Origin of the sequence: Arthrobacter sp. NicSoilB8 (assembly GCF_019977355.1) — a bacterium.
Classification (GTDB): Bacteria; Actinomycetota; Actinomycetes; order Actinomycetales; family Micrococcaceae; genus Arthrobacter.
In genome coordinates this window covers 3,291,622-3,311,651 of sequence record NZ_AP024655.1, presented here as the reverse complement: position 1 = coordinate 3,311,651, position 20,030 = coordinate 3,291,622, and the positions used below count along the sequence as shown (strand labels likewise).

The following is a 20,030-nucleotide window of genomic DNA, read 5'->3' as shown; positions in this document are numbered from 1 at the left end:
CATGACTGCAAAATCAGGACAGCCGGCCGAAGCTCACAACCCCGGTGCCGCAGGCTCGCCCCTCGCGCCGGGCTGGCTCGAGGTCCCCGCCGACCTCAACGCCCTCCACGAACCGCTGTGGGCCGGCGGCGTCGCACGGAACGACGACGGCGAGCTCACCATCGAGGGGCTGACGGTCAGCGAGCTGCAGCGCCAGTACGGCACGCCGCTGTTCGTGCTGAGTGAGACCGACTTCCGTTCCCGCGCCCGGGCCTTCAGCGACGCGTTCAACGACGCCTTCGCGGACATCTGCGGGGGAGTGGACGTCTACTACGCCGGCAAGTCCTTCCTGTGCACCTCCGTGGTCCGCTGGGTCGAGGAAGAGGGGCTGCGCCTGGACACCGCGTCCGGCGGCGAACTCGCCGTTGCCGCCCGCGCCGGCATCCCCGGCGCCGACGTCGCGCTGCACGGCAACAACAAGTCCGACGGCGAAATCCACCGGGCCCTGGACATGCAGCTGGGCCGGATCGTGGTCGACAGCCTCGACGAGCTCGACCGCGTCGCGGCGATCGCCGCCAACCGGGGCGAAACCGCGAGGGTCATGCTGCGGCTGACCCCCGGAGTGCACGCCCACACTCATGAATTCATCGCCACCGCCCACGAGGACCAGAAATTCGGCCTGTCCATGGCGGGCGACTCCACCGACCAGGCCGGGCTGTCCGCCGCCGAGGAGGCCGTGGCCGCGGCCACCCGGCACGAGAGCATCGACCTGCTGGGCCTGCACTGCCACATCGGGTCCCAGATCTTCGAGCCGGACGGCTTCGCCCTCGCCGCGGAAAAGCTGCTGGACTTCCTCGCCGCAATGCAGTCGAAATACTCCATCGTGCTGCCCGAACTGGATCTCGGGGGCGGCTACGGCATTGCCTACACACCCGTTGACACCCCGCGCCCGGCCGCCGAGATCGCGCAGGCGATGGCCGCCGTCGTCCGTTCCAAATGCGCGGCGCTGGGCATTTCCGCCCCGCGGATCTCGATCGAACCGGGCCGCGCGATCGTCGGAAGCACGACGTTTACGCTGTACGAGGTCGGCACGCTCAAGACCGTCCGGGTGGATTCCCCGGGTTCCGAAGCCGGCGAAGACGTTACGTACCCCCGCCGGTATGTGTCGGTGGACGGCGGGATGAGCGACAACCCCCGGCCGGTGCTGTATGACGCGGATTATTCGGCCATTCTCGCCTCGCGGAGCTCCGACGCGGGTCCGCAGCTGTCCCGAGTAGTGGGCAAACATTGCGAGAGCGGCGACATAGTTGTTAGAGATGTATATCTGCCCGAGGACGTGGCAGCCGGTGATCTGCTTGCTGTACCGGGTACCGGCGCCTACTGCTGGGCCCTGTCAAGCAACTACAACTATCTGGCCCGGCCGGGCGTTGTCGCTGTCCGCGACGGATCTGCCCGGCTCATTGTCCGCGGGGAAACCGAAGAAGATCTGCTCAACCGCGACATGGGAGTCTGAATGACCGAATTGCGAACCCTGAAAGTGGCCCTGCTGGGCTGTGGCAACGTTGGGGCCCAGGTTGCGCGGATTCTTATTGACGACGCCGACGCCCTCGCCGCCCGCACGGGCGCCCGCCTCGAACTGAGCGGGATCGCGGTGCGCAACCTCGACGCCGAACGCGACGTCGAACTGCCGCAGGAGCTGTTCACTGCGGACGCCGAAACCCTCGTCAAGGACGCCGACGTCGTGATCGAGCTCATGGGCGGGATTGAACCGGCCCGCACCCTGATCCTCACCGCCATGCGGCACGGCTCCTGCGTTGTCACCGGCAACAAGGCGCTCCTGGCGCAGGACGGTCCCACGCTGTACGAGGAAGCGGACAAGGCGGGCGTGCAGCTCTCCTACGAGGCCGCCGTCGCCGGTGCCATCCCCATCCTGCGGCCCATCCGCGACAGCCTCTCCGGCGACCGGATCACCCGGGTGCTCGGGATCGTCAACGGCACCACCAATTTCATCCTCGACCAGATGGATTCCACCGGGGCGCAGTTCGCCGACGCCCTGGCCGAGGCGCAGCGCCTGGGCTACGCGGAAGCCGATCCCACGGCCGATGTGGAGGGTTACGACGCCGCCGCCAAGGCCGCGATCCTTGCCTCACTGTCCTTCCACACCCGGTTCGCCCTCGAAGACGTCTCCTGCGAGGGCATCACGGCGGTCAGCGCGGCGGATATCGCCGCCGCGAAGGAAGCCGGCTTCGTCATCAAGCTGCTCGCGATCGCAGAGAAACTCACCGACGAGGACGGCAAGACGGGCGTCTCCGTCCGGGTCCACCCGACGCTGCTTCCGCGCGAACACCCCCTCGCCGCCGTCCGCGGCGCGTTCAACGCCGTCTTCATCGAAGCCGAGAATGCCGGCGAGCTGATGTTCTACGGCCAGGGTGCAGGCGGCACCCCGACGGCGTCCGCCGTGCTGGGAGACCTCGTCTCCGCGGCCCGCCGCATTGTTTTGGGCGGCCCCGGCCGGACCGAAACCACCACCGGGCACGTGCCCGCGCTGCCCATCGACGCATCCATCACGAGCTACTACATCGGCCTCGACGTCGCGGACCAGCCCGGCGTCCTGGCGCGGATCGCCCAGCTCTTCGCTGAGCACGGCGTATCTATCGAAATCATGCGGCAGACCATCCACCGCGACGCCGACTCCAACGTGGAGTCGGCGGAGCTGCGGATCGTGACACACCGTGCACGCGAATCCGCACTTGCAGCAACCGTCAAGGCCGTCAAGGGCCTGGACGTCATCAATTCCGTCACATCCGTACTGCGGGTAGAAGGGGTCTAAGTGGCTCACCAATGGCGCGGTGTCATCCGCGAATACGCTGATCGTCTTCCTGTCACGGAAGCCACTAAGGTCATCACCCTGGGCGAGGGCGGCACCCCGCTCGTGCACGCCCGCCACCTCTCCGAGCTGACCGGCAGCACCGTCTACCTCAAGGTCGAAGGCATGAACCCGACCGGCTCCTTCAAGGACCGCGGCATGACCATGGCCATGACGGCCGCTGTGGCGGCCGGCGCCAAGGCCGTGGTCTGCGCGTCCACCGGCAACACCTCGGCATCCGCCGCGGCCTACGCCACGGCGGCAGGGCTGCAGTGCGCGGTCCTGGTCCCCGAGGGCAAGATCTCCATGGGCAAGCTCAGCCAGGCGATCGCGCACGGCGCCACGCTGCTGCAGGTGGACGGCAACTTCGACGACTGCCTCGACATCGCCCGCAAGCTCGGCGAGTCCTACCCGGTGTTCCTGGTCAACTCCGTCAACCCGGCCAGGATCGAGGGCCAGAAGACCGGCGCCTTTGAAGTGGTGGACTCGCTCGGCGACGCCCCCGACTTCCACGTCCTGCCCGTGGGCAACGCCGGCAACATCAGCGCGTACTGGAAGGGCTACAAGGAGTACGCCGCGGCGTTTGAGTCGCCCACCGCCGGGTCGCTGCCCGCCGTCGCCACCAGGACCCCGGTCATGTGGGGCTTCCAGGCCGCCGGGGCCGCCCCGTTCGTCGCGGGGCACCCCATCACCGAGCCCGACACCATCGCCACCGCCATCCGGATCGGCAACCCGGCCTCCTGGGACACCGCCGTGGCCGCCCGGGACGAATCCGGCGGCGTGATCGAGGCCGTGACGGACGAGGAAATCCTGTCCGCGCACCGCTGGCTCTCCGCCCGGGAAGGCGTCTTCGTGGAGCCCGGCTCCGCCGCCGGCGTCGCCGGACTGATCAAGAAGCACGCGGCCGGCGAAGTGCCGGCCGGCAAGACGATCGTGATCACGGTGACGGGTCACGGCCTCAAGGACCCGCAGTGGGCCCTGCGCACGGAGGACGGCAGCGATGTGCAGCCGGTCAAGGTCTCCAACGACGTCGTCACCGTCGCCGCAGCACTGGGACTGGAAGAAAAATAACGTTGGAAACCACCCTCACCGTCCCGGCCGAATCAGCTGCCGGCTCCCCGGCCGTTCCGGCCGGCCAGCTGGTCACCGTGCGGGTGCCGGCCACGAGCGCCAACCTGGGCCCGGGGTATGACAGCCTCGGCCTGGCGCTCACGCTGCACGATACGCTCACCGTGGAAACCCTGGCCAGCGGCGAACTTGAGTTCGAGCTCAGCGGTGAGGGCGCCGAGTCGTTGCCCCGGGACGCGACGCACCTCGTGGTCAAGGCCCTCACCGAGGCGCTGCACCGCCTCGGATTCCGGCACGAGGGCCTGCGGATCACGGCGGACAACGTCAACCCGCACGGGCGCGGCCTGGGGTCCTCGGCCTCGGCGGTGGTGGCTGCCGTCAGCGCCGCGAACGCCCTGGTTCCGGAGGCATCGCGGCGCGGACGGGACTGGATCCTGCAGCTCACGAGCGAAATGGAAGGCCACCCGGACAACGTCGCACCCGCCATTTTCGGCGGACTGGCGCTGTCATGGCAGGACAGTGACCAGTACAGCAGCACGTGCGCGAGCGTGGCCGCCTCGGTGATTCCAGTGGTGGCCGTGCCGGACTATGAGCTCTCCACCGAAGCGGCACGGGCGCTCCTGCCGGCCTCGGTGGGCCACCATGCCGCAGCCATGAACTCCGGCCGTGCCGCATTGCTCATCCACGCCCTGACCACCAACCCGGAATTCCTGCTGCCGGGCACCGAGGACTACCTCCACCAGTCCTACCGCGCCGAGGCCATGCGGCCCAGCGCCGAACTGATCGCCGCGCTGCGCCGGGCAGGCCACGCCGCAGTCGTCTCCGGCGCCGGACCCACCGTGCTGGTCCTGGCCAACGGGGAAACGGAAGCCCGCGAGGTTGTGGACTTCATCGGCGCCCACACCACGGACAACACGCCGGAAGTGGGCTGGCGCGTGATGAAGCTGGCCGTGGACGTCGAAGGTGCTAAAGTGGAAGTGCACCGGCGGTAAATACGCAGGCGGTAAATTAGTAACCGTTCTAAGACCGCGATGTTGGCCACGTAGCCTCTCTCATCTTTCACTGCGCTATATTTTCCGGTGCCACCTGCTTTTGGTCTGACGCAGGAATCAGCAGAATTGCTCTGCCCCCTAAAACGTCAGCCCGCCGTTCCTCTTTTCTCGGATCGTGCATGGTGAAGCAGTATCCGGCCCTGCTGGCCGAAATCCATCCGGCAAGGCCGAAATCACGGCTGCAGATCTGAACTGCAGCCCAGATCAAATCACCGCGTCCAGCTCTTAGCCTGGACGCCGTCGAGGGGGAAGGATCCTTCGTGACCGAAACCACTGAGCTGTCTCCGGCTGTGGATACAACTTCTGCTGCCGCAACAACGGCAGCACCCGCCAAGAGCAGCGGCCTTGCAGGCCTCAAGCTCGCCCAACTCCAGGCCCTAGCCAGCCAGTTGGGGATTTCCGGCGGTTCCCGCATGCGCAAGGGAGATCTGGTCACGGCCATTTCCGCCCACCGCGCGGGCACCCCGGTAAGCAAGGCTCCGGCCCGTACTGCCGAGAAGGCGAGCGACAACGGCACCGTTGCCCGCGCCGCGGCCCCGGCAGCTGCTCCTGCAGCCGCGCCGTCCGCCGCCGGCGAGGAAGCCCCGGAAAGCCCCCGCGCCCGCCGCGGCCGCAGCCGCCGTGCAGGCAGCGACGGCGTCGTCACGACCGCCGCCGCGGAAGCACCCGCCGCGGCTCCGGCTGAGGCCCCCGCGGTTTCCGCTGAAAGCGGCCCTGCCGCTTCCGGTACCGCCGAATCCGGGACCGAAGTCAGCGACCGCACACGGCAGCCGCGCACCCGCAACCGCCGCCGTGGCGAAGCCGCAGCCCAGGCCCCCGAAGCCGCCGGCCAGAATGTTGCCCAGAGCGTTGGCGAGGTCCAGGCCGAACAGCCCGCGGCCGAGCAGCGCACTGAAACCCGCACGGAGCAGCGTGAACAGCGCACCGAACAGCGTGAACAGCGCACGGAGCAGCGCCAGGGCGAACAGGGTAGCGAAGACGGCCAGCGCCGCGACAACACCCGCACCCGCGGCACCCGCGACGAAACCGCCGGCAGCCGCGATAACACCCGCGACACTGATGATTCTGACGGCGGAAGCCGCCGGAACCGCCGCAACCGCCGTGACCGCAACGACCGCGGTGACCGCCAGGGCGGCCAGCAGGACAGCCGGGACAACTCCTCACGCAACGACCGCTTCCGCGACCGCAACGACCGCCGCCGCGGGCGTGCGCAGGGACCGGACGTCGACGACGTCGAGGTCACCGAGGACGATGTCCTCCTGCCCGTCGCAGGTATCCTCGACGTGCTGGAGAACTACGCGTTCATCCGCACCTCGGGCTACCTGCCGGGCCCGAACGACGTCTACGTCTCGCTCGCCCAGGTCAAGAAGTACAACCTGCGCAAGGGCGACGCCGTCGTCGGCGCCATCCGGGCACCGCGCGAAGGCGAGGACCGCAGCCAGCAGTCCGCGCGCCAGAAGTTCAACGCGCTGGTCCGCGTCACCTCGGTCAACGGCAAGACCCCCGAGGAACTCAAGGACCGCGTCGAATTCGCGAAGCTCGTCCCGCTGTACCCCTCCGAGCGCCTGCGCCTCGAGACGGACCCGAAGAAGATCGGCCCGCGTGTCATCGACCTCGTGGCCCCGATCGGCAAGGGCCAGCGCGGCCTGATCGTTTCGCCGCCGAAGGCCGGCAAGACGCTCATCCTGCAGTCCATCGCCAACGCGATCACCACCAACAATCCTGAGGTACACCTCATGATGGTGCTCGTTGACGAACGCCCCGAAGAAGTCACGGACATGCAGCGCACCGTCAAGGGCGAGGTCATTGCCTCCACCTTCGACCGTCCCGCCGATGACCACACCACCGTGGCCGAGCTCTCGATCGAGCGCGCCAAGCGCCTCGTGGAAATGGGCATGGATGTCGTAGTGCTCCTGGACTCGATGACCCGCCTGGGCCGCGCCTACAACCTGGCAGCGCCGGCCTCCGGCCGCATCCTGTCCGGTGGCGTGGACTCCGCGGCGCTGTACCCGCCGAAGCGTTTCTTCGGTGCTGCCCGCAACATCGAAAACGGCGGCTCGCTGACCATCCTGGCCACCGCGCTCGTCGAGACCGGCTCCAAGATGGACGAGGTCATTTTCGAAGAGTTCAAGGGCACCGGCAACATGGAACTGCGACTGTCCCGCCAGCTGGCCGACAAGCGCATCTTCCCGGCCGTGGACGTCAACGCGTCCGGCACGCGCCGCGAAGAGAACCTGCTTTCCCCCGAGGAAGTCAAGATCATGTGGAAGCTGCGCCGCGTCCTCTCCGGACTCGAAACGCAGCAGAGCCTTGAGCTGCTGACCAACAAGATCCGGGAGACCCAGAGCAACGTCGAGTTCCTCATGCAGGTGCAGAAGACGACGCTTGGTGCGAAGTCCGACAACGACAAGTAGCTGCGCATAACCGCTCGAGAATTGGCGGCCCTTCCCGGGCCGCCAATTTCCCGGGCGGTTGTTGCGTTAACCGGCCCCTCCGCTTTTAAAGCAACGCGGGGTCACCTAGCGCCCGTCAGGGCCGTTGGAATGGGCGGTAAGTGACCCCGCGTTGCAAGTAACTAGACTTGTAAGAGTCGAAAGAGGTTTGAAAATGTTTGAGTCCGTACAGGGCCTGTTGGATGAGCATGACGCCATCCAGGCGCAGCTTGGCGATCCGGCCGTTTATGCTGACCAGCGGCTCGCCCGGAAACTGGGGCGGCGTTCCGCCCAGCTGAACGGCATTGTGGAGGCCTACCACCGCTGGGAAAGCATCCGCGATGACCTGGCGGCCGCCAAGGAGATGGCGGACGAGGACCCCGAGTTCGCCGCGGAGGTTCCCGAGCTGGAGGCTGCGCTGGAGACGGCGGCGGCCAAGCTGCGCCGGCTGCTGATCCCGCGTGACCCGGACGATGCCCGCAACGTGATCCTTGAGGTCAAGGGCGGCGAAGGCGGCGACGAGGCTGCGCTGTTCGCTGCGGACCTGCTGCGGATGTACAGCCGTTACGCGGAATCCCGCGGCTGGAAGACCGAGATCATCTCCGCCACCGAATCGGACCTGGGCGGGTACAAGGATGTCCAGATGGCCGTCAAGGGCAACTCGAACGACCCTGCCGAGGGCGTCTTCGCGCGGCTGAAGTTCGAAGGCGGCGTGCACCGGGTGCAGCGCGTCCCCGTGACCGAATCCCAGGGCCGCATCCACACCTCGGCCGCCGGCGTGCTGGTGCTGCCCGAAGTGGACGAGCCCGAGGAACTCGAGATCAACCAGAACGATCTCAAGATCGACGTCTACCGGTCATCCGGTCCCGGCGGGCAGTCGGTCAACACGACCGACTCGGCCGTTCGCATCACCCACCTTCCCACCGGCATCGTCGTGGCAATGCAGAACGAAAAGTCGCAGCTGCAGAACCGTGAGGCCGGCATGCGCGTGCTGCGCGCCCGCATCCTGGCGCACCAGCAGGAGCTGATCGACGCCGAGAACTCGGCCCAGCGCAAGTCGCAGATCCGCACCATGGACCGCTCGGAGCGCATCCGTACCTATAACTACCCGGAAAACCGGATCGCGGACCACCGCACCGGCTACAAGGCCTACAACCTGGACCAGGTCATGAACGGCGACCTGGAACCGGTGATCCAGTCGGCCATCGAACTGGACGAGCAGTCCCGGCTCGACGCCATCGGCGAGTAGGCTCGAGCTACCCGTGATGACAGCAGGCAATGGCCCGAGCCTCGCGGACGCCGTCGGCGAGGCGACGGCAGTCCTGGCCGCCGCCGGCGTGCCCAGCCCGCGCGTCGACGCCGAGCTTCTGGCCGAGCATCTGCTCGGCGTCGGGCTCGGCCGGCTGCGCGCGCTGATGCTCGGCGACTCGCCGGCGCCGGAAGGCTACGCCGACCTGGTCGCCGAACGGGCGCAGCGGATTCCGCTGCAGCACATCACCGGCGTGGCGCACTTCCGCTACCTCGAACTCGCCGTCGGCCCGGGGGTCTTCATCCCGCGGCCGGAAACCGAGTCCGTGGTGCAGCTGGTCATTGACTGGCTTGGCGACAGGAAGCGGCTGCAGGGCCTGGCGCACCCCAAAGTGGTGGACCTGGGCACCGGTTCCGGCGCGATCGCCGGGTCGATCGCACACGAGGTTCCCGGTGCGGAAGTCCACGCGGTGGAGTACAGCGAGTTCGCCCATGCCTGGGCGGCGAAAAACCTGACTCCCCTGGGCGTCCACCTCCTCCGCGGCGATCTGCGCGACGCGCTGCCCGAACACAACGGCACCTTCGACGTCGTCGTCTCCAACCCGCCCTACATTCCCGCCGAAGCGATCCCGAACGAACCCGAAGTGGCGTTGCACGACCCGCCCGAGGCGCTCTACGGCGGGGGAGCGGACGGGATGGAACTTCCGACGGCGGCGGCCGCCTCGGCGGCCCGGCTGCTGGTGCCCGGCGGCTACTTCGTGATGGAGCACGCCGAAGTCCAGTCTGAATGGATCGCCGCGATGCTCAAGCGCACCGGGAGGTTCGCCGAAGTGACGACGCACCGTGACCTCAACGGCAAGGACCGTGCCACGAGCGCAGTGCTGGCACCGTCCGAATCGTGTGACAAGTGATGAAAGAATAGGCCAGTGACGACTAGCTACGATTGCACGGCAGCTGAGCAGCGCGCCGCAGGACTTGAACACGCCCAGCGGGCCATCCGCGAGAACAAGTGCGTGGTCTTCCCCACCGACACTGTTTACGGCATTGCCGCCGACGCCTTCTCGCCCCTCGCCGTGACCCTGCTGCTAGCCTCCAAGGGCCGCAGCCGGAAGATGCCGCCGCCCGTGCTGATCCCCAGGCTGAACGCCCTCGATGGCCTCGCCACGGATGTTCCGGCCGAGGCGCGGCGCCTGGCCGAGGCCTTCTGGCCGGGCGGCCTGACCCTGATCCTGCACGCCCAGCCGTCCCTGGACTGGGATCTTGGCGAGACCAAGGGGACCGTGGCCCTGCGGATCCCGGCCGACGAGATCGCCCAGGACCTGCTGACACTCACCGGACCCCTCGCCGTGTCATCCGCGAACCGCACCGGACACGCCGCGGCGCAGACCGCCGCGGAGGCCGAAGCCCAGCTGGCCGAATCCGTGGAAGTCTACCTTGAGGGCGGCCCGCGGCCCGCCGAGGGTGCCGAGGCCCTCGCCTCAACCATCATCGACGCCACCGCCCTGCCGTTGCGTGTGGTCCGGCAGGGAGCCATCAGCCTCGACCGCCTGCGCGCCGTGGTTCCCGGCCTGGTAGATGTGGACGGCAACGCCCCGGTGGCTGTGGACGCTCTGCCCGCCGAGGCTGAGCCTGCAGAAACCGTGCCTGCCGAAACCGTGCCTGCAGAGGCTCTGCCTGCCGAAGCCGTGCCTGCACAGGCTCTGCCTGCCGAAGCTGAGCCCGGCGCTGCGCCGGGCGCAGGGTCCGGCTCCGCATGACGCTGGAGCGCCAACCCGTCCCGTTCCTCGACGTCGAAGCGACCCCCCTGACGGTGTCCGAGCTGACCGCCGTCCTCAGCACCTACGTCGCCGAGGGCGGGACCCGGACAGTGGTGGGGCACAACCTGCACAGTGTGACCCTGTTCCACGCCGACCCCGCCTTCCGGTCGTTCTACGAGCACAGCGACGTGGTGCTGATCGACGGCGCCCCGGTCCTGTGGCTGTGGGCCAAGACCGGCGAAGAGGAAGACGGCCGGGGGCCGGTGATGGACTACCGGCTCGGCTCGACGGACTGGATCCCCGCCCTGGGCCATGTCGAGGGCCTCGAACGGATCGCGGTGATCGGCGCAGGCGCCGTGGCCAACGCCGGAGCTGTGGCCAGGCTGCGGGAAATCGTTCCCGGGGCGCGCGTCGACGGCATGCCCGGTGAAGGCTGGAACCAGGAGCTTGAAGAAGCCGCCGTCGAATGGCTTTCCAGGCTTCGCCCGCAGCTTGTGCTCCTGGGCCTCGGCATGCCGCTTCAGGAACAGGTCCTGGCGCGCAGGCGGAACACCCTCCCGCCGGCTGTCTACTGCACCGTGGGCGGCGCCATCGACCAGATCGCCGGTGTCCAGAAGCTGGCGCCGCGCTGGATCGGGCGGCTCGGGCTCGAATGGGCCTGGCGGCTCATGCTCCACCCGCAGCGGGTGGCCTACCGGGTGTTCGGCGAGCCGTGGGTCCTGCTGGGCCTGCTGCTGCGCCGGCGGCTCCGCCGGCGCCCCGAGAGTTAGAGCTAGAGCTGCAACCCCTCCCGCCTGCGGCGCGGACGCCTAGAATTTCTGGTCCTCCAGCGGACCGAAGCCCTTGCCGCGGAGGCCGCTGGAAAATGCCCGGAACCAGTCGGCGAGGCCGCGGAAGTCGCCGCTGCGCAGGAAATAGCCGAGGTACCCTCCTACATCGGCGATGAAGGACTTCACCCGGAAGTGCCGGCGGATCATGTAGCCGCGGTTCCGGTAGTAGAAGTAGCGTTTGAAGGCGGAGTCCGGAACGATCACGTGCCATCTGGCGCCGAAAACGTGCTTGGTCTCGGAGAACGCGTGCGGGTGCGTGATGGCCGCGGTGGTGACCGTGCCGAAGCGGATCCCGGCCTTCCGCAGCCGCAGCGTGAAGTCCACCTCGTCGCCGCGGATGAACAGGCGCATGTCCGGCAGGCCGACCTTGAAGAAGACACCGGCGCGGATCAGGGCGCCGTTGAAGAAGTGTCCGTCGTCGGGCAGGAATCCGACCTTTTCCACCTCGGCGCGCTCGTGCGTGACCTTGCCGTTGAGGCGGAAGAAAAACGACAGCCGGTCCGGATGGCCGGGGGCCACCACGAGGGGAACCACGGCATCCAGGTTCCGCGCCTCGGCCTCGCGCAGCAGCGTGGCGAGGCATTCGGGATCGGCCGGCTCGGCGTCGTCGTCCATCATCCAGATCCAGTCAGCCCCGCTGGCCACGGCCTTGAGAATGGCCAGCGAAAAGCCCCCGGCCCCGCCGAGGTTCGCCTCGGACCGGACGTAGTCCACGTTGGCGTGCCGGGCGGCCACATCCTTTGAGGGAGCAGTGCCGCTGTCGACGAGGCAGATGGAGCGGACCGGAGCGGTCTGGCTGTTGATGGCATCCAGCAGGACTGCCAGCTCCCTGGGACGGTCAAACGTCACGGCAGCGACTGCAACCGAGGGGGTCATCGCGGGGTCCTTTCAGAACGACCGTCAGTGGTTTTCCCGCCGGCGGAGGCCCGTGTGACGCGAAGACAAGTGGCCGTTGGCATTAGTATCTTGACTAGAGTCCACTGTAATACAGCCCTGTCAGGCACTACGCACTGCCTGCCCTGCGCACGGCGACGGAGAAGTTTCATTTTTCGAAAGACAGTCCCACGGCAATCCAATACACCCTATTTCCGCAGCTCACCGGTGCCCCCGGCGCTGCGGAGCGTGCCACCGTGTGCTGCCTGCACTGACATTTCCGGGCCGGTGGTCTCCCCGTGATCATGTACCTGCTCATGATGCTGACCGCGGCGCTCGTGAGCTACGCGGCCACCTGGGGTGCCCGGCTTGTCGGCAACAAGCTTGAGCTGTATTCCCCGATCCGCAGCCGCGACATGCATTCAACGCCGATCTCCAGGCTGGGCGGGCTGGGCATCTTCGCGGGAGTCCTGGTTGCGCTGGTCGTGGCCAGCAACTCATTCTTCGTCAAGGACATCTTCCGCAACAACACGGCGCCGTGGGGCATCCTGGCCGGTGCCGGCGTGATTGTGCTCGTCGGCGTCGCGGACGATCTGCTGGACCTGCGCTGGTGGGTCAAGCTGATCGGACAGAGCGCCGCGGCACTGGTCGTGGCCATCTGGGGCGTGCGCATGACGATCATCCCTTTCGTTCCGGAACCGATCGTCGTCCAGGCACCGGCGCTGAACATCATCCTGACCGCCGGACTGATCGTCACCACGATGAACGCCTTCAACTTCATCGACGGACTTGACGGCCTCGCCGCCGGCGTGGCGATCATCGGGGGAGTGGCCTTCTTCCTCACGGCCTACTGGGTCCACCGGAACGCTCCGCTGACCGACTTCTCCGACCTCGCCACACTCCTCACGGCCATCCTTGTCGGCAGCTGCGTGGGCTTCCTGCCTCACAACTGGTTCCCGTCGAAAATCTTCATGGGGGACGCGGGCGCCATGCTGATCGGACTGCTCATGGCCTCGGCCGGCGTCGTGTCCACGGGCCAGATCACGTCCGGACTCTATGACCGGGCCAACGGTATCCCCACGATCATCCCGATTCTGTTGCCGTTCGCCGTACTGTTCCTGCCGCTCCTGGACCTGGGCCTCGCGGTGGTGCGGCGGACCGCACTGGGCCGTTCCCCGTGGTCGGCGGACCGCGGGCACCTGCACCACAAACTGCTGGACATCGGGTACTCGCACCGCGGCGCCGTCGTGCTGATGTACCTGTGGACCTGCGTCCTGGCCTTCGGCGGCCTCGCATTCGCAATCTTCCCGTGGCACATCGTGCTCGCCGTCGATCTGGCCGCCGCTGCAATCATGGCCGTCGTGACGGCCTGGCCGTACCTCCGGCAGCGCGGCCCGGGGCAAATGGCTGCCACGCGGGAGTAACGCGTTCCGCTTGCCGGAGTAACCCCCGTTGGGACACGCTTTTCCGAATAATTTCTATCTAATGTAGAATTCAGGGGCGGCACTTCGCCGCCCCGCCTTCACCAGCACACCTTGACCAGCACCGCACCGCGACGATTGGGATCTCATGACCTCCAACGCCGAACCCGGATCCGCATCCGGCGCCGGACCCGTTGGTGTCTCGGGCCCCACAAAATCCTTGTGGCTGAAGCTTCTGGCCATGAGTTCGGCCGTATCTGCCGTCGCCCTGCTGCTGACGGGCATTGCCGCCTTTGTCTTCAACGGTGCCGTGGGATTCTGGTCTTCCCTTTTCGGCGGAGCCCTGGTGATGGCGTTCTTTGCCATCAGCCTCGCGGTGGGCCACTTCGTTGGCCGCAACAACCCCTCAGGGGCGATCGGACTGTTCGTCGCGACGTACTTCGTCAAGGTCGTCGGCTTCGCCGTGGTGCTCTTCGTCATCGGCGCTCCTGCCTGGCTGCACGGCCGGTGGTTCCTCATCGGTGCCGTCGTGACCGTGGTGTTCTGGCAGGCGGCGGAAATCTACGGCTTCAGCAAGGCAAGGCTCCAGATTTACAACGACCCCGAACCCCGAAAAGGCGGCACCGATGTTTAGCCGCAAAGCGGGCCGCAAGCCACTCTCCGGAGAAGATACCGGACCCATTAACAAGGCTGCCAAAACACCTAAAACCACAGCCGGTGCCCCCGGTGTATCCACTGACGGGAGCGACGGCGGATACAACGCCGGAATCGCCGTCTTTAGCTACATTATTGGCGGAATCATCGTCTGGAGTTTGATAGGGTGGGGACTGGATAATCTGTGGGGAACCCGCTGGATTGTGCTCGCAGGAGCGCTGCTTGGAGCTGCGGGAGGGTTCTATCTTTCTCATATGCACGGCCTCACCAGTAACAGGACTTTAGCTGATGGGGACAATGCTGCACGTGGCCCGTCCAAGGACGAGGAACAGTAATGCCAAATAATTTCACAGGGGGAGAGGCGGGCAGCAATGTCGCCGGTCCCCGACCAACGCCCAATGATGGACACTGCAGAGAGGAAACGCGTTGATCGCGCTTGCGCTCCCGGCCCAAGATTCAGGAACCTTCACGCCTCCTGGAATTGAAGAACTTCACCTGCCGGCTATCATCCCGTGGGGTGCCGCCGAAGGATTCTCCAAGCAGATGCTGCTGGTAATCCTGTCGGTTGTCATTATCGCTACATTCTTTCTGCTAGCTGCGCGGAAGCAGCAGCTCGTCCCCGGCAAGCTGCAGTTCGCTGGCGAGGCCGCCTACAGCTTCGTCCGCAACGGCATCGCCAAGGACATCATCGGCGGCAGGGACTTCATGAAGTATGTCCCGCTGCTGTTCAGCCTGTTCTTCTTCATCCTGGTGAACAACATCTACGGTGCAATCCCGCTGATCCAGCTTCCGACCTTCTCGCACGTCGGCGGGGCCTACGTGCTCGCGCTGATCGTGTACGTCACCTGGATCGGCATCGGCATCAAGAAGAACGGCCTGCGCTACTTCAAGCTGGCCACGGTTCCTTCCGGTGTGCCGTTCTACATCCTCCCGATCGTCGTCCCGATCGAAATCATCTCCAACTTCCTGGTCCGCCCGGTCACGCACAGCCTCCGTCTGTTCGCCACCATGCTGGCCGGCCACTTGATCGTGATGATCTCCGGTGCGGGCATTGAATTCCTCGTGATGCAGGAAAACGTACTCCTCAAGGGCGCGTCCGTACTCGTCCTTGGCGGCGCCATCGCCATGTACATGCTTGAAGCGCTGATCATGGTGCTGCAGGCCTACGTCTTCACGCTGCTGACCGCGATCTACATCGAAGGCGCAATGCACGCCGACAGCCACTAGGCACGCAGGCAGGCGCAACGCAAGCGGGCATAAAGCCAGCAGGCGCAACGCCAGCAGGCACAACGCCAGCAGGCACAACGCCAGCAGGCACAACGCCAGCAGGCACAACGCCAGCAGGCACAACGCCAGCAGGCACAACATAGTCTTCCCCTCACGGGGATGAAGCAACCCAAACAACCTGCCACATGGGTGGCATCTTGAAAGGAAGAAAAATGGAAGGCTCCATCAACGGCTCCCTCAACCTCATCGGCTACGGCCTCTCCGCCATCGGCGGTGGTATCGGTGTGGGTCTCGTGTTCGCCGCGTACATCAACGGTGTGGCACGTCAGCCGGAAGCCCAGCGCGTCCTGCAGCCGATCGCATTCCTCGGCCTCGCGCTGACTGAAGCCCTCGCCATCCTCGGCCTGGTCTTCGCGTTCGTTCTTAAGTAAACAGAACAACCGAACATCCAGAACCGAGTAGATAAGGACGGGTGAAATATGAATCAAGCGATCATCTCAGCCGCCACCGAAGGCGGTACTAACCCCCTCGTTCCCAATCCTTGGGAAATGCTTGTCGTCTTCGCCGGCTTTGCTGTCCTCATGTACATCGTGGTCAAGTACGTTGTCCCGATGTTCGAGAAGACCTTTGCCGAGCGGGCCGAGGCCATCGAGGGTGGTATCGCCAAGGCTGAAAAGGCCCAGGCCGAAGCCTCCGCAGCACTCGAAGAGTACAAGCAGCAGCTCACGGAAGCCCGCACCGAAGCCAACCGCATCCGTGAGGAAGCACGCGCCGAAGGCGCCCAGATCCTTGCAGAGCTGAAGGAGAAGGCGGCTGCCGAGTCTGCCCGCATCACCGCACAGGCCCACGCGCAGATCGAATCCGAGCGTCAGGCGGCCGTTGTGTCCCTCCGCGCGGAGGTCGGCACGCTGGCCACGACGCTGGCGAGCCGCATCGTCGGCGAGGCCCTGAGCGACGATGCACGGTCGGCCCGAGTGGTGGACCGTTTCCTGGCAGATCTGGAGAACCAGGACGCGGGTGTAGCTAAGTAATGGCAGGTGTATCGAGCGAATCGCTGGCCGCTGCGCTGGCGGCCCTGGAGGCCAAGCTTCCCACCGCGTCGCTGCAGTTGGCCAAGGACCTCTTCGGAATCCTGGGAACGGTGGACAGCTCGGCTGGCTTGCGCCGCGCCCTGACTGACCCGTCCCGCAGCGGTGACGAAAAGTCGGCGCTGGTCAAGCAGCTCTTCAGCGGGAAAGTTTCCGCAGACGCTGTTGAGATCGCTGCCGGACTGGCCAGCTCCCGCTGGGCATCGGCACGGGATATCGGCGATGCACTCGAGACTCTTGCCGCTTCGGTGGTCATCGCTGTTGCCGAGAACAAGTCGGCCGTCTCTGCCTCCGGGCTCAACGGACTGGAAGCGCTGGAGAACGATCTGTTCTCCTTCAACCAGTCCGTCGAGTCCAGTCACGAGGTCCAGCGTGCTCTGTCCGAGCCGCAGGCCAGCCCGGCCGCCAAAGTGACCCTCGCCGAGAAGCTCGTACCCGGTGCGAGCGAGGAAGCGAAAGTCCTGATCGGGCAGGCCGTCACGGCTCCCCGCGGGCTCAAGGTCACCAAGCTGGTTCGCCGTTTCGCCGAGCTTGCCGCCAAGCGCCAGCAGCGCTGGATTGCGACGGTCAGCGTCACCCGTCCGTTGACGGCGACCCAGACCAGCCGCCTGCAGGCAGGGCTGAACGCCCTCTACGGGCGCGAGCTCAAGATCAACATGAACGTTGACCCGGCACTGATCGGTGGCATCCGGATCCAGGTGGGTGACGAAGTGGTTGACGCTTCAGTCGCCGGCCGCCTGGGCCAGCTCCAGCGCCAGCTTGCCTAGCAAGCCGGACACGCACAACCTAACGACAAGAAACCCCGATCATCGTGAGCAACGATGATCACGAAAACAGGAGAGCAGGGACTGCAGATGGCCGAATTGACCATCAACGCCGACGACGTCCGTAATGCGTTGAACGAGTTCGCGGCGTCCTACGAACCCGGAAACGCAGAGCGCGTAGAGGTCGGCCGTGTAACAACCGCAGGTGACGGCATCGCCCGTGTTGAGGGCCTTCCCTCGGTCATGGCGAACGAGCTGCTTCGCTTCGAAGACGGCACCCTGGGCCTGGCCCAGAACCTTGACGTCCGCGAGATCGGTGTGATCGTCCTCGGTGACTTCACCGGAATCGAAGAAGGCCAGGAAGTCCACCGCACCGGACAGGTTCTGTCCGTGCCGGTTGGCGACGCCTTCCTCGGCCGCGTGGTTGACCCGCTGGGCCAGCCCATCGACGACCTCGGCGAGATCAAGGCCGAGACCACCCGCGCCCTGGAACTCCAGGCGCCCGGCGTGACCCAGCGCAAGTCGGTTCACGAGCCGATGCAGACTGGCCTGAAGGCCATCGACGCGATGATCCCGATCGGCCGCGGTCAGCGCCAGCTGATCATCGGCGACCGCCAGACCGGCAAGTCGGCCATCGCGATCGACACGATCATCAACCAGAAGGCCAACTGGGCTTCGGGCGATGTCACGAAGCAGGTGCGCTGCATCTATGTAGCCATCGGCCAGAAGGCATCGACGATCGCTGCCGTCCGTCAGACCCTCGAGGACAACGGCGCACTGGAATACACGACTATCGTGGCTTCCCCCGCGTCCGACCCCGCAGGCTTCAAGTACCTGGCACCGTACGCCGGCTCGGCAATCGGCCAGCACTGGATGTACGGCGGCAAGCACGTCCTCATCGTGTTTGATGACCTGTCCAAGCAGGCCGAGGCCTACCGTGCAGTGTCACTGCTGCTCCGCCGCCCGCCGGGACGCGAAGCCTACCCGGGCGACGTCTTCTACTTGCACTCCCGCCTGCTGGAGCGTTGTGCCAAGCTCTCCGACGAGCTCGGTGCAGGCTCGATGACCGGCCTGCCGCTGATCGAGACCAAGGCGAACGACGTGTCCGCCTACATCCCGACCAACGTGATCTCCATCACCGATGGCCAGATCTTCCTGCAGTCGGACCTCTTCAACGCCAACCAGCGCCCCGCTGTCGACGTCGGTGTGTCCGTCTCCCGTGTTGGTGGCGCCGCCCAGGTCAAGTCCATGAAGAAGGTCTCCGGTACCTTGAAGCTGGAACTGGCCCAGTACCGCGACATGCAGGCCTTCGCCATGTTTGCCTCGGACCTGGACGCCGCATCGCGCCAGCAGTTGACCCGTGGTGCACGCCTGATGGAACTGCTCAAGCAGGGCCAGTACTCGCCGTTCCCGGTCGAGAACCAGGTTGTCTCCATCTGGGCCGGCACCAACGGCTACCTCGACGACGTTCCGGTTGAGGACATCAACCGCTTCGAGACCGAGTTCCTGGAGCACCTCAAGCACAAGTCCTCCATCCTGACGACGCTGGCCCAGACCAACGTCATGGACGATGACACCGCCGAAGCACTGAAGACCGCGATCGTGGACTTCAAGAAGGGCTTCTTCGGCGAGGGAGACAACCTCCTGGTCGGTGCGGGGCACGAGGAGCACGCCCCCATCGGCGAGGATCAGGTCGACCAGGAAAAAATCGTCAAGCAGAAGCGCTAGTTTCGCTGGCAGGGACTGCCGGGACCCGCACGGGTTCCGGCAGTCCCGGCCACCGGGATCTTAGGAAAGGATAAGTATGGGAGCCCAGATCCGGGTCTACCGCCAGAAGATCAGCTCGACGACGTCGATGCGCAAGATCTTCAAGGCGATGGAACTGATCGCTACCTCGCGCATCGGCAAGGCCCGCGCACGCGTAGCAGCTTCACTGCCTTACGCGAACGCGATCACGCGTGCCGTTTCTGCTGTCGCAAGCCAGAGCGAAATCGACCACCCGCTGGTCACCGAACCGGCGCAGATCCGCCGGGCCGCTGTCCTGGTCATCACCTCGGACCGTGGCCTCGCAGGGTCGTACTCGGCGAGCGTCCTCAAGCAGGCCGAAGGCCTCAACGAGCTGCTCCATGAGGAAGGCAAGGAAGTCAAGACGTTCCTGGTCGGCCGCAAGTCGCAGGCGTACTTCGACTTCCGGAACCGTCCGTACCACCGCGTATGGACCGGCAACACGGATGCACCGGAGTTCGCGACCGCGCGGGAAATCAGTGAGGCACTGCTGGCTGATTTCGCAACCGCCTACGAAGAGGGCGGCGTCGACGAAATCCACGTCGTGTACACCCGCTTCAAGTCGATGGTGACCCAGGAGCCGACGGTCGTCCGTCTGCTGCCGCTCGAGGTTGTCGAAGAGACGGCGGCGTCCGAATCGGACCTGCTGCCCCTCTACGAATTCGAGCCGGAAACGGAGCAGGTTCTCGATGCCCTGCTGCCGCGCTACATCGAATCACGTATCTTCGCCGCCATGTTGCAGGCAGCAGCTTCCGAGCTCGCAGCCCGCCAGCGGGCGATGAAGTCCGCCGGCGACAACGCGACGGATCTCATCAAGAAGTACACGCGTCTGCGCAACACTGCCCGCCAGGCTGAAATTACGCAGGAGCTTTCCGAAATCGTGGCCGGTGCCGACGCGTTGTCCGCGTCCTAGCCTGCTCGAGTCCGGATCCAGCTGTACCTGCAACAAAAGATAAACTTAACCCCACGCCATCTACTGAGTGAAG

Annotated in this window: 19 protein-coding genes; 18 read left to right on the top strand and 1 reads right to left on the bottom strand. The window is 66.0% G+C overall.

Translation table 11 applies throughout. The features are described from left to right. Window position 1: 1 nt before the first annotated feature. The 9 genes from lysA (at window position 2) to LDO15_RS14900 (ending at window position 11,172) form a co-directional block, all read left to right on the top strand. Complete coding sequence (gene lysA, locus LDO15_RS14940; protein ID WP_223979809.1) at window positions 2-1,492, top strand: diaminopimelate decarboxylase; 1,491 nt, start codon at window positions 2-4, stop codon at window positions 1,490-1,492. Then, window positions 1,493-2,809, top strand: a complete 1,317-nt coding sequence (locus LDO15_RS14935) for a homoserine dehydrogenase (protein WP_223979808.1) — start codon at window positions 1,493-1,495, stop codon at window positions 2,807-2,809. Continuing rightward, a complete protein-coding gene (gene thrC / locus LDO15_RS14930) occupies window positions 2,810-3,916 on the top strand; it encodes a threonine synthase (RefSeq protein ID WP_223979807.1) in 1,107 nt (368 codons plus the stop codon). 2 nt (window positions 3,917-3,918) lie between these two features. Further along, a complete protein-coding gene (thrB, locus tag LDO15_RS14925; RefSeq protein WP_223979806.1) occupies window positions 3,919-4,905 on the top strand; it encodes a homoserine kinase in 987 nt (328 codons plus the stop codon). Window positions 4,906-5,225: 320 nt separating this feature from the next. After that, the gene (gene rho, locus LDO15_RS14920; protein WP_223979805.1) at window positions 5,226-7,379 is read left to right on the top strand and encodes a transcription termination factor Rho; all 2,154 of its coding nucleotides are present in this window, start codon (window positions 5,226-5,228) and stop codon (window positions 7,377-7,379) included. A gap of 193 nt (window positions 7,380-7,572) precedes the next feature. Further along, window positions 7,573-8,646 (top strand): peptide chain release factor 1, encoded by a 1,074-nt coding sequence (gene prfA / locus LDO15_RS14915; protein WP_223979804.1) that lies wholly within the window; start codon window positions 7,573-7,575, stop codon window positions 8,644-8,646. 16 nt (window positions 8,647-8,662) lie between these two features. Then, a complete protein-coding gene (prmC, locus tag LDO15_RS14910; RefSeq protein WP_223979803.1) occupies window positions 8,663-9,556 on the top strand; it encodes a peptide chain release factor N(5)-glutamine methyltransferase in 894 nt (297 codons plus the stop codon). Between the two features lie 15 nt (window positions 9,557-9,571). Further along, window positions 9,572-10,402, top strand: a complete 831-nt coding sequence (locus tag LDO15_RS14905) for an L-threonylcarbamoyladenylate synthase (RefSeq protein ID WP_223979801.1) — start codon at window positions 9,572-9,574, stop codon at window positions 10,400-10,402. Continuing rightward, entirely contained in the window at window positions 10,399-11,172 is a 774-nt protein-coding gene (locus LDO15_RS14900; protein WP_223979799.1) for a WecB/TagA/CpsF family glycosyltransferase, read from the top strand. Before LDO15_RS14905 ends, LDO15_RS14900 begins: the two co-directional genes overlap by 4 nt. A gap of 39 nt (window positions 11,173-11,211) precedes the next feature. On the opposite strand, the gene LDO15_RS14895 is transcribed toward LDO15_RS14900, so the two are convergent. Continuing rightward, window positions 11,212-12,108 (bottom strand): glycosyltransferase, encoded by an 897-nt coding sequence (locus tag LDO15_RS14895; RefSeq protein ID WP_223979798.1) that lies wholly within the window; start codon window positions 12,106-12,108, stop codon window positions 11,212-11,214. A gap of 296 nt (window positions 12,109-12,404) precedes the next feature. On the opposite strand from LDO15_RS14895, the gene LDO15_RS14890 reads away from it, so the two are divergent. The 9 genes from LDO15_RS14890 to LDO15_RS14850 all read left to right on the top strand — a co-directional run bounded on the left by LDO15_RS14890 (window position 12,405) and on the right by LDO15_RS14850 (window position 19,957). Further along, window positions 12,405-13,529: an MraY family glycosyltransferase gene (locus LDO15_RS14890; RefSeq protein ID WP_223979797.1), complete on the top strand. Its 1,125-nt coding sequence runs from the start codon at window positions 12,405-12,407 to the stop codon at window positions 13,527-13,529. Window positions 13,530-13,674: 145 nt separating this feature from the next. Continuing rightward, window positions 13,675-14,160, top strand: coding sequence for a hypothetical protein (locus LDO15_RS14885; RefSeq protein ID WP_223979796.1), 486 nt, complete (start codon window positions 13,675-13,677; stop codon window positions 14,158-14,160). Next, complete coding sequence (locus LDO15_RS14880) at window positions 14,153-14,515, top strand: hypothetical protein (RefSeq protein ID WP_223979795.1); 363 nt, start codon at window positions 14,153-14,155, stop codon at window positions 14,513-14,515. Before LDO15_RS14885 ends, LDO15_RS14880 begins: the two co-directional genes overlap by 8 nt. 91 nt (window positions 14,516-14,606) lie before the next feature. After that, complete coding sequence (gene atpB, locus LDO15_RS14875; RefSeq protein ID WP_223979794.1) at window positions 14,607-15,407, top strand: F0F1 ATP synthase subunit A; 801 nt, start codon at window positions 14,607-14,609, stop codon at window positions 15,405-15,407. Window positions 15,408-15,619: 212 nt separating this feature from the next. After that, entirely contained in the window at window positions 15,620-15,838 is a 219-nt protein-coding gene (gene atpE / locus LDO15_RS14870; RefSeq protein WP_003804776.1) for an ATP synthase F0 subunit C, read from the top strand. Between the two features lie 48 nt (window positions 15,839-15,886). Beyond that, the gene (locus LDO15_RS14865) at window positions 15,887-16,438 is read left to right on the top strand and encodes a F0F1 ATP synthase subunit B (protein ID WP_223979793.1); all 552 of its coding nucleotides are present in this window, start codon (window positions 15,887-15,889) and stop codon (window positions 16,436-16,438) included. Further along, window positions 16,438-17,262: a F0F1 ATP synthase subunit delta gene (locus LDO15_RS14860; RefSeq protein ID WP_223979791.1), complete on the top strand. Its 825-nt coding sequence runs from the start codon at window positions 16,438-16,440 to the stop codon at window positions 17,260-17,262. Before LDO15_RS14865 ends, LDO15_RS14860 begins: the two co-directional genes overlap by 1 nt. 87 nt (window positions 17,263-17,349) lie before the next feature. Next, window positions 17,350-18,987, top strand: coding sequence for a F0F1 ATP synthase subunit alpha (gene atpA, locus LDO15_RS14855; RefSeq protein ID WP_223987428.1), 1,638 nt, complete (start codon window positions 17,350-17,352; stop codon window positions 18,985-18,987). A gap of 76 nt (window positions 18,988-19,063) precedes the next feature. Beyond that, a complete protein-coding gene (locus LDO15_RS14850) occupies window positions 19,064-19,957 on the top strand; it encodes a F0F1 ATP synthase subunit gamma (RefSeq protein ID WP_223979789.1) in 894 nt (297 codons plus the stop codon). Window positions 19,958-20,030: the final 73 nt, after the last annotated feature.

What these genes read in the sequence shown, in the direction of transcription:
- lysA (WP_223979809.1), top strand. Translation starts at nt 2, where the DNA reads ATGACTGCAAAATCAGGACAGCCGGCCGAAGCTCACAACCCCGGTGCC.
- LDO15_RS14935 (WP_223979808.1), top strand. Translation starts at nt 1,493, where the DNA reads ATGACCGAATTGCGAACCCTGAAAGTGGCCCTGCTGGGCTGTGGCAAC.
- prfA (WP_223979804.1), top strand. Translation starts at nt 7,573, where the DNA reads ATGTTTGAGTCCGTACAGGGCCTGTTGGATGAGCATGACGCCATCCAG.
- prmC (WP_223979803.1), top strand. Translation starts at nt 8,663, where the DNA reads ATGACAGCAGGCAATGGCCCGAGCCTCGCGGACGCCGTCGGCGAGGCG.
- LDO15_RS14900 (WP_223979799.1), top strand. Translation starts at nt 10,399, where the DNA reads ATGACGCTGGAGCGCCAACCCGTCCCGTTCCTCGACGTCGAAGCGACC.
- LDO15_RS14895 (WP_223979798.1), bottom strand. Translation starts at nt 12,108, where the DNA reads ATGACCCCCTCGGTTGCAGTCGCTGCCGTGACGTTTGACCGTCCCAGG.
- LDO15_RS14885 (WP_223979796.1), top strand. Translation starts at nt 13,675, where the DNA reads ATGACCTCCAACGCCGAACCCGGATCCGCATCCGGCGCCGGACCCGTT.
- LDO15_RS14880 (WP_223979795.1), top strand. Translation starts at nt 14,153, where the DNA reads ATGTTTAGCCGCAAAGCGGGCCGCAAGCCACTCTCCGGAGAAGATACC.
- atpE (WP_003804776.1), top strand. Translation starts at nt 15,620, where the DNA reads ATGGAAGGCTCCATCAACGGCTCCCTCAACCTCATCGGCTACGGCCTC.
- LDO15_RS14865 (WP_223979793.1), top strand. Translation starts at nt 15,887, where the DNA reads ATGAATCAAGCGATCATCTCAGCCGCCACCGAAGGCGGTACTAACCCC.
- LDO15_RS14860 (WP_223979791.1), top strand. Translation starts at nt 16,438, where the DNA reads ATGGCAGGTGTATCGAGCGAATCGCTGGCCGCTGCGCTGGCGGCCCTG.
- atpA (WP_223987428.1), top strand. Translation starts at nt 17,350, where the DNA reads ATGGCCGAATTGACCATCAACGCCGACGACGTCCGTAATGCGTTGAAC.
- LDO15_RS14850 (WP_223979789.1), top strand. Translation starts at nt 19,064, where the DNA reads ATGGGAGCCCAGATCCGGGTCTACCGCCAGAAGATCAGCTCGACGACG.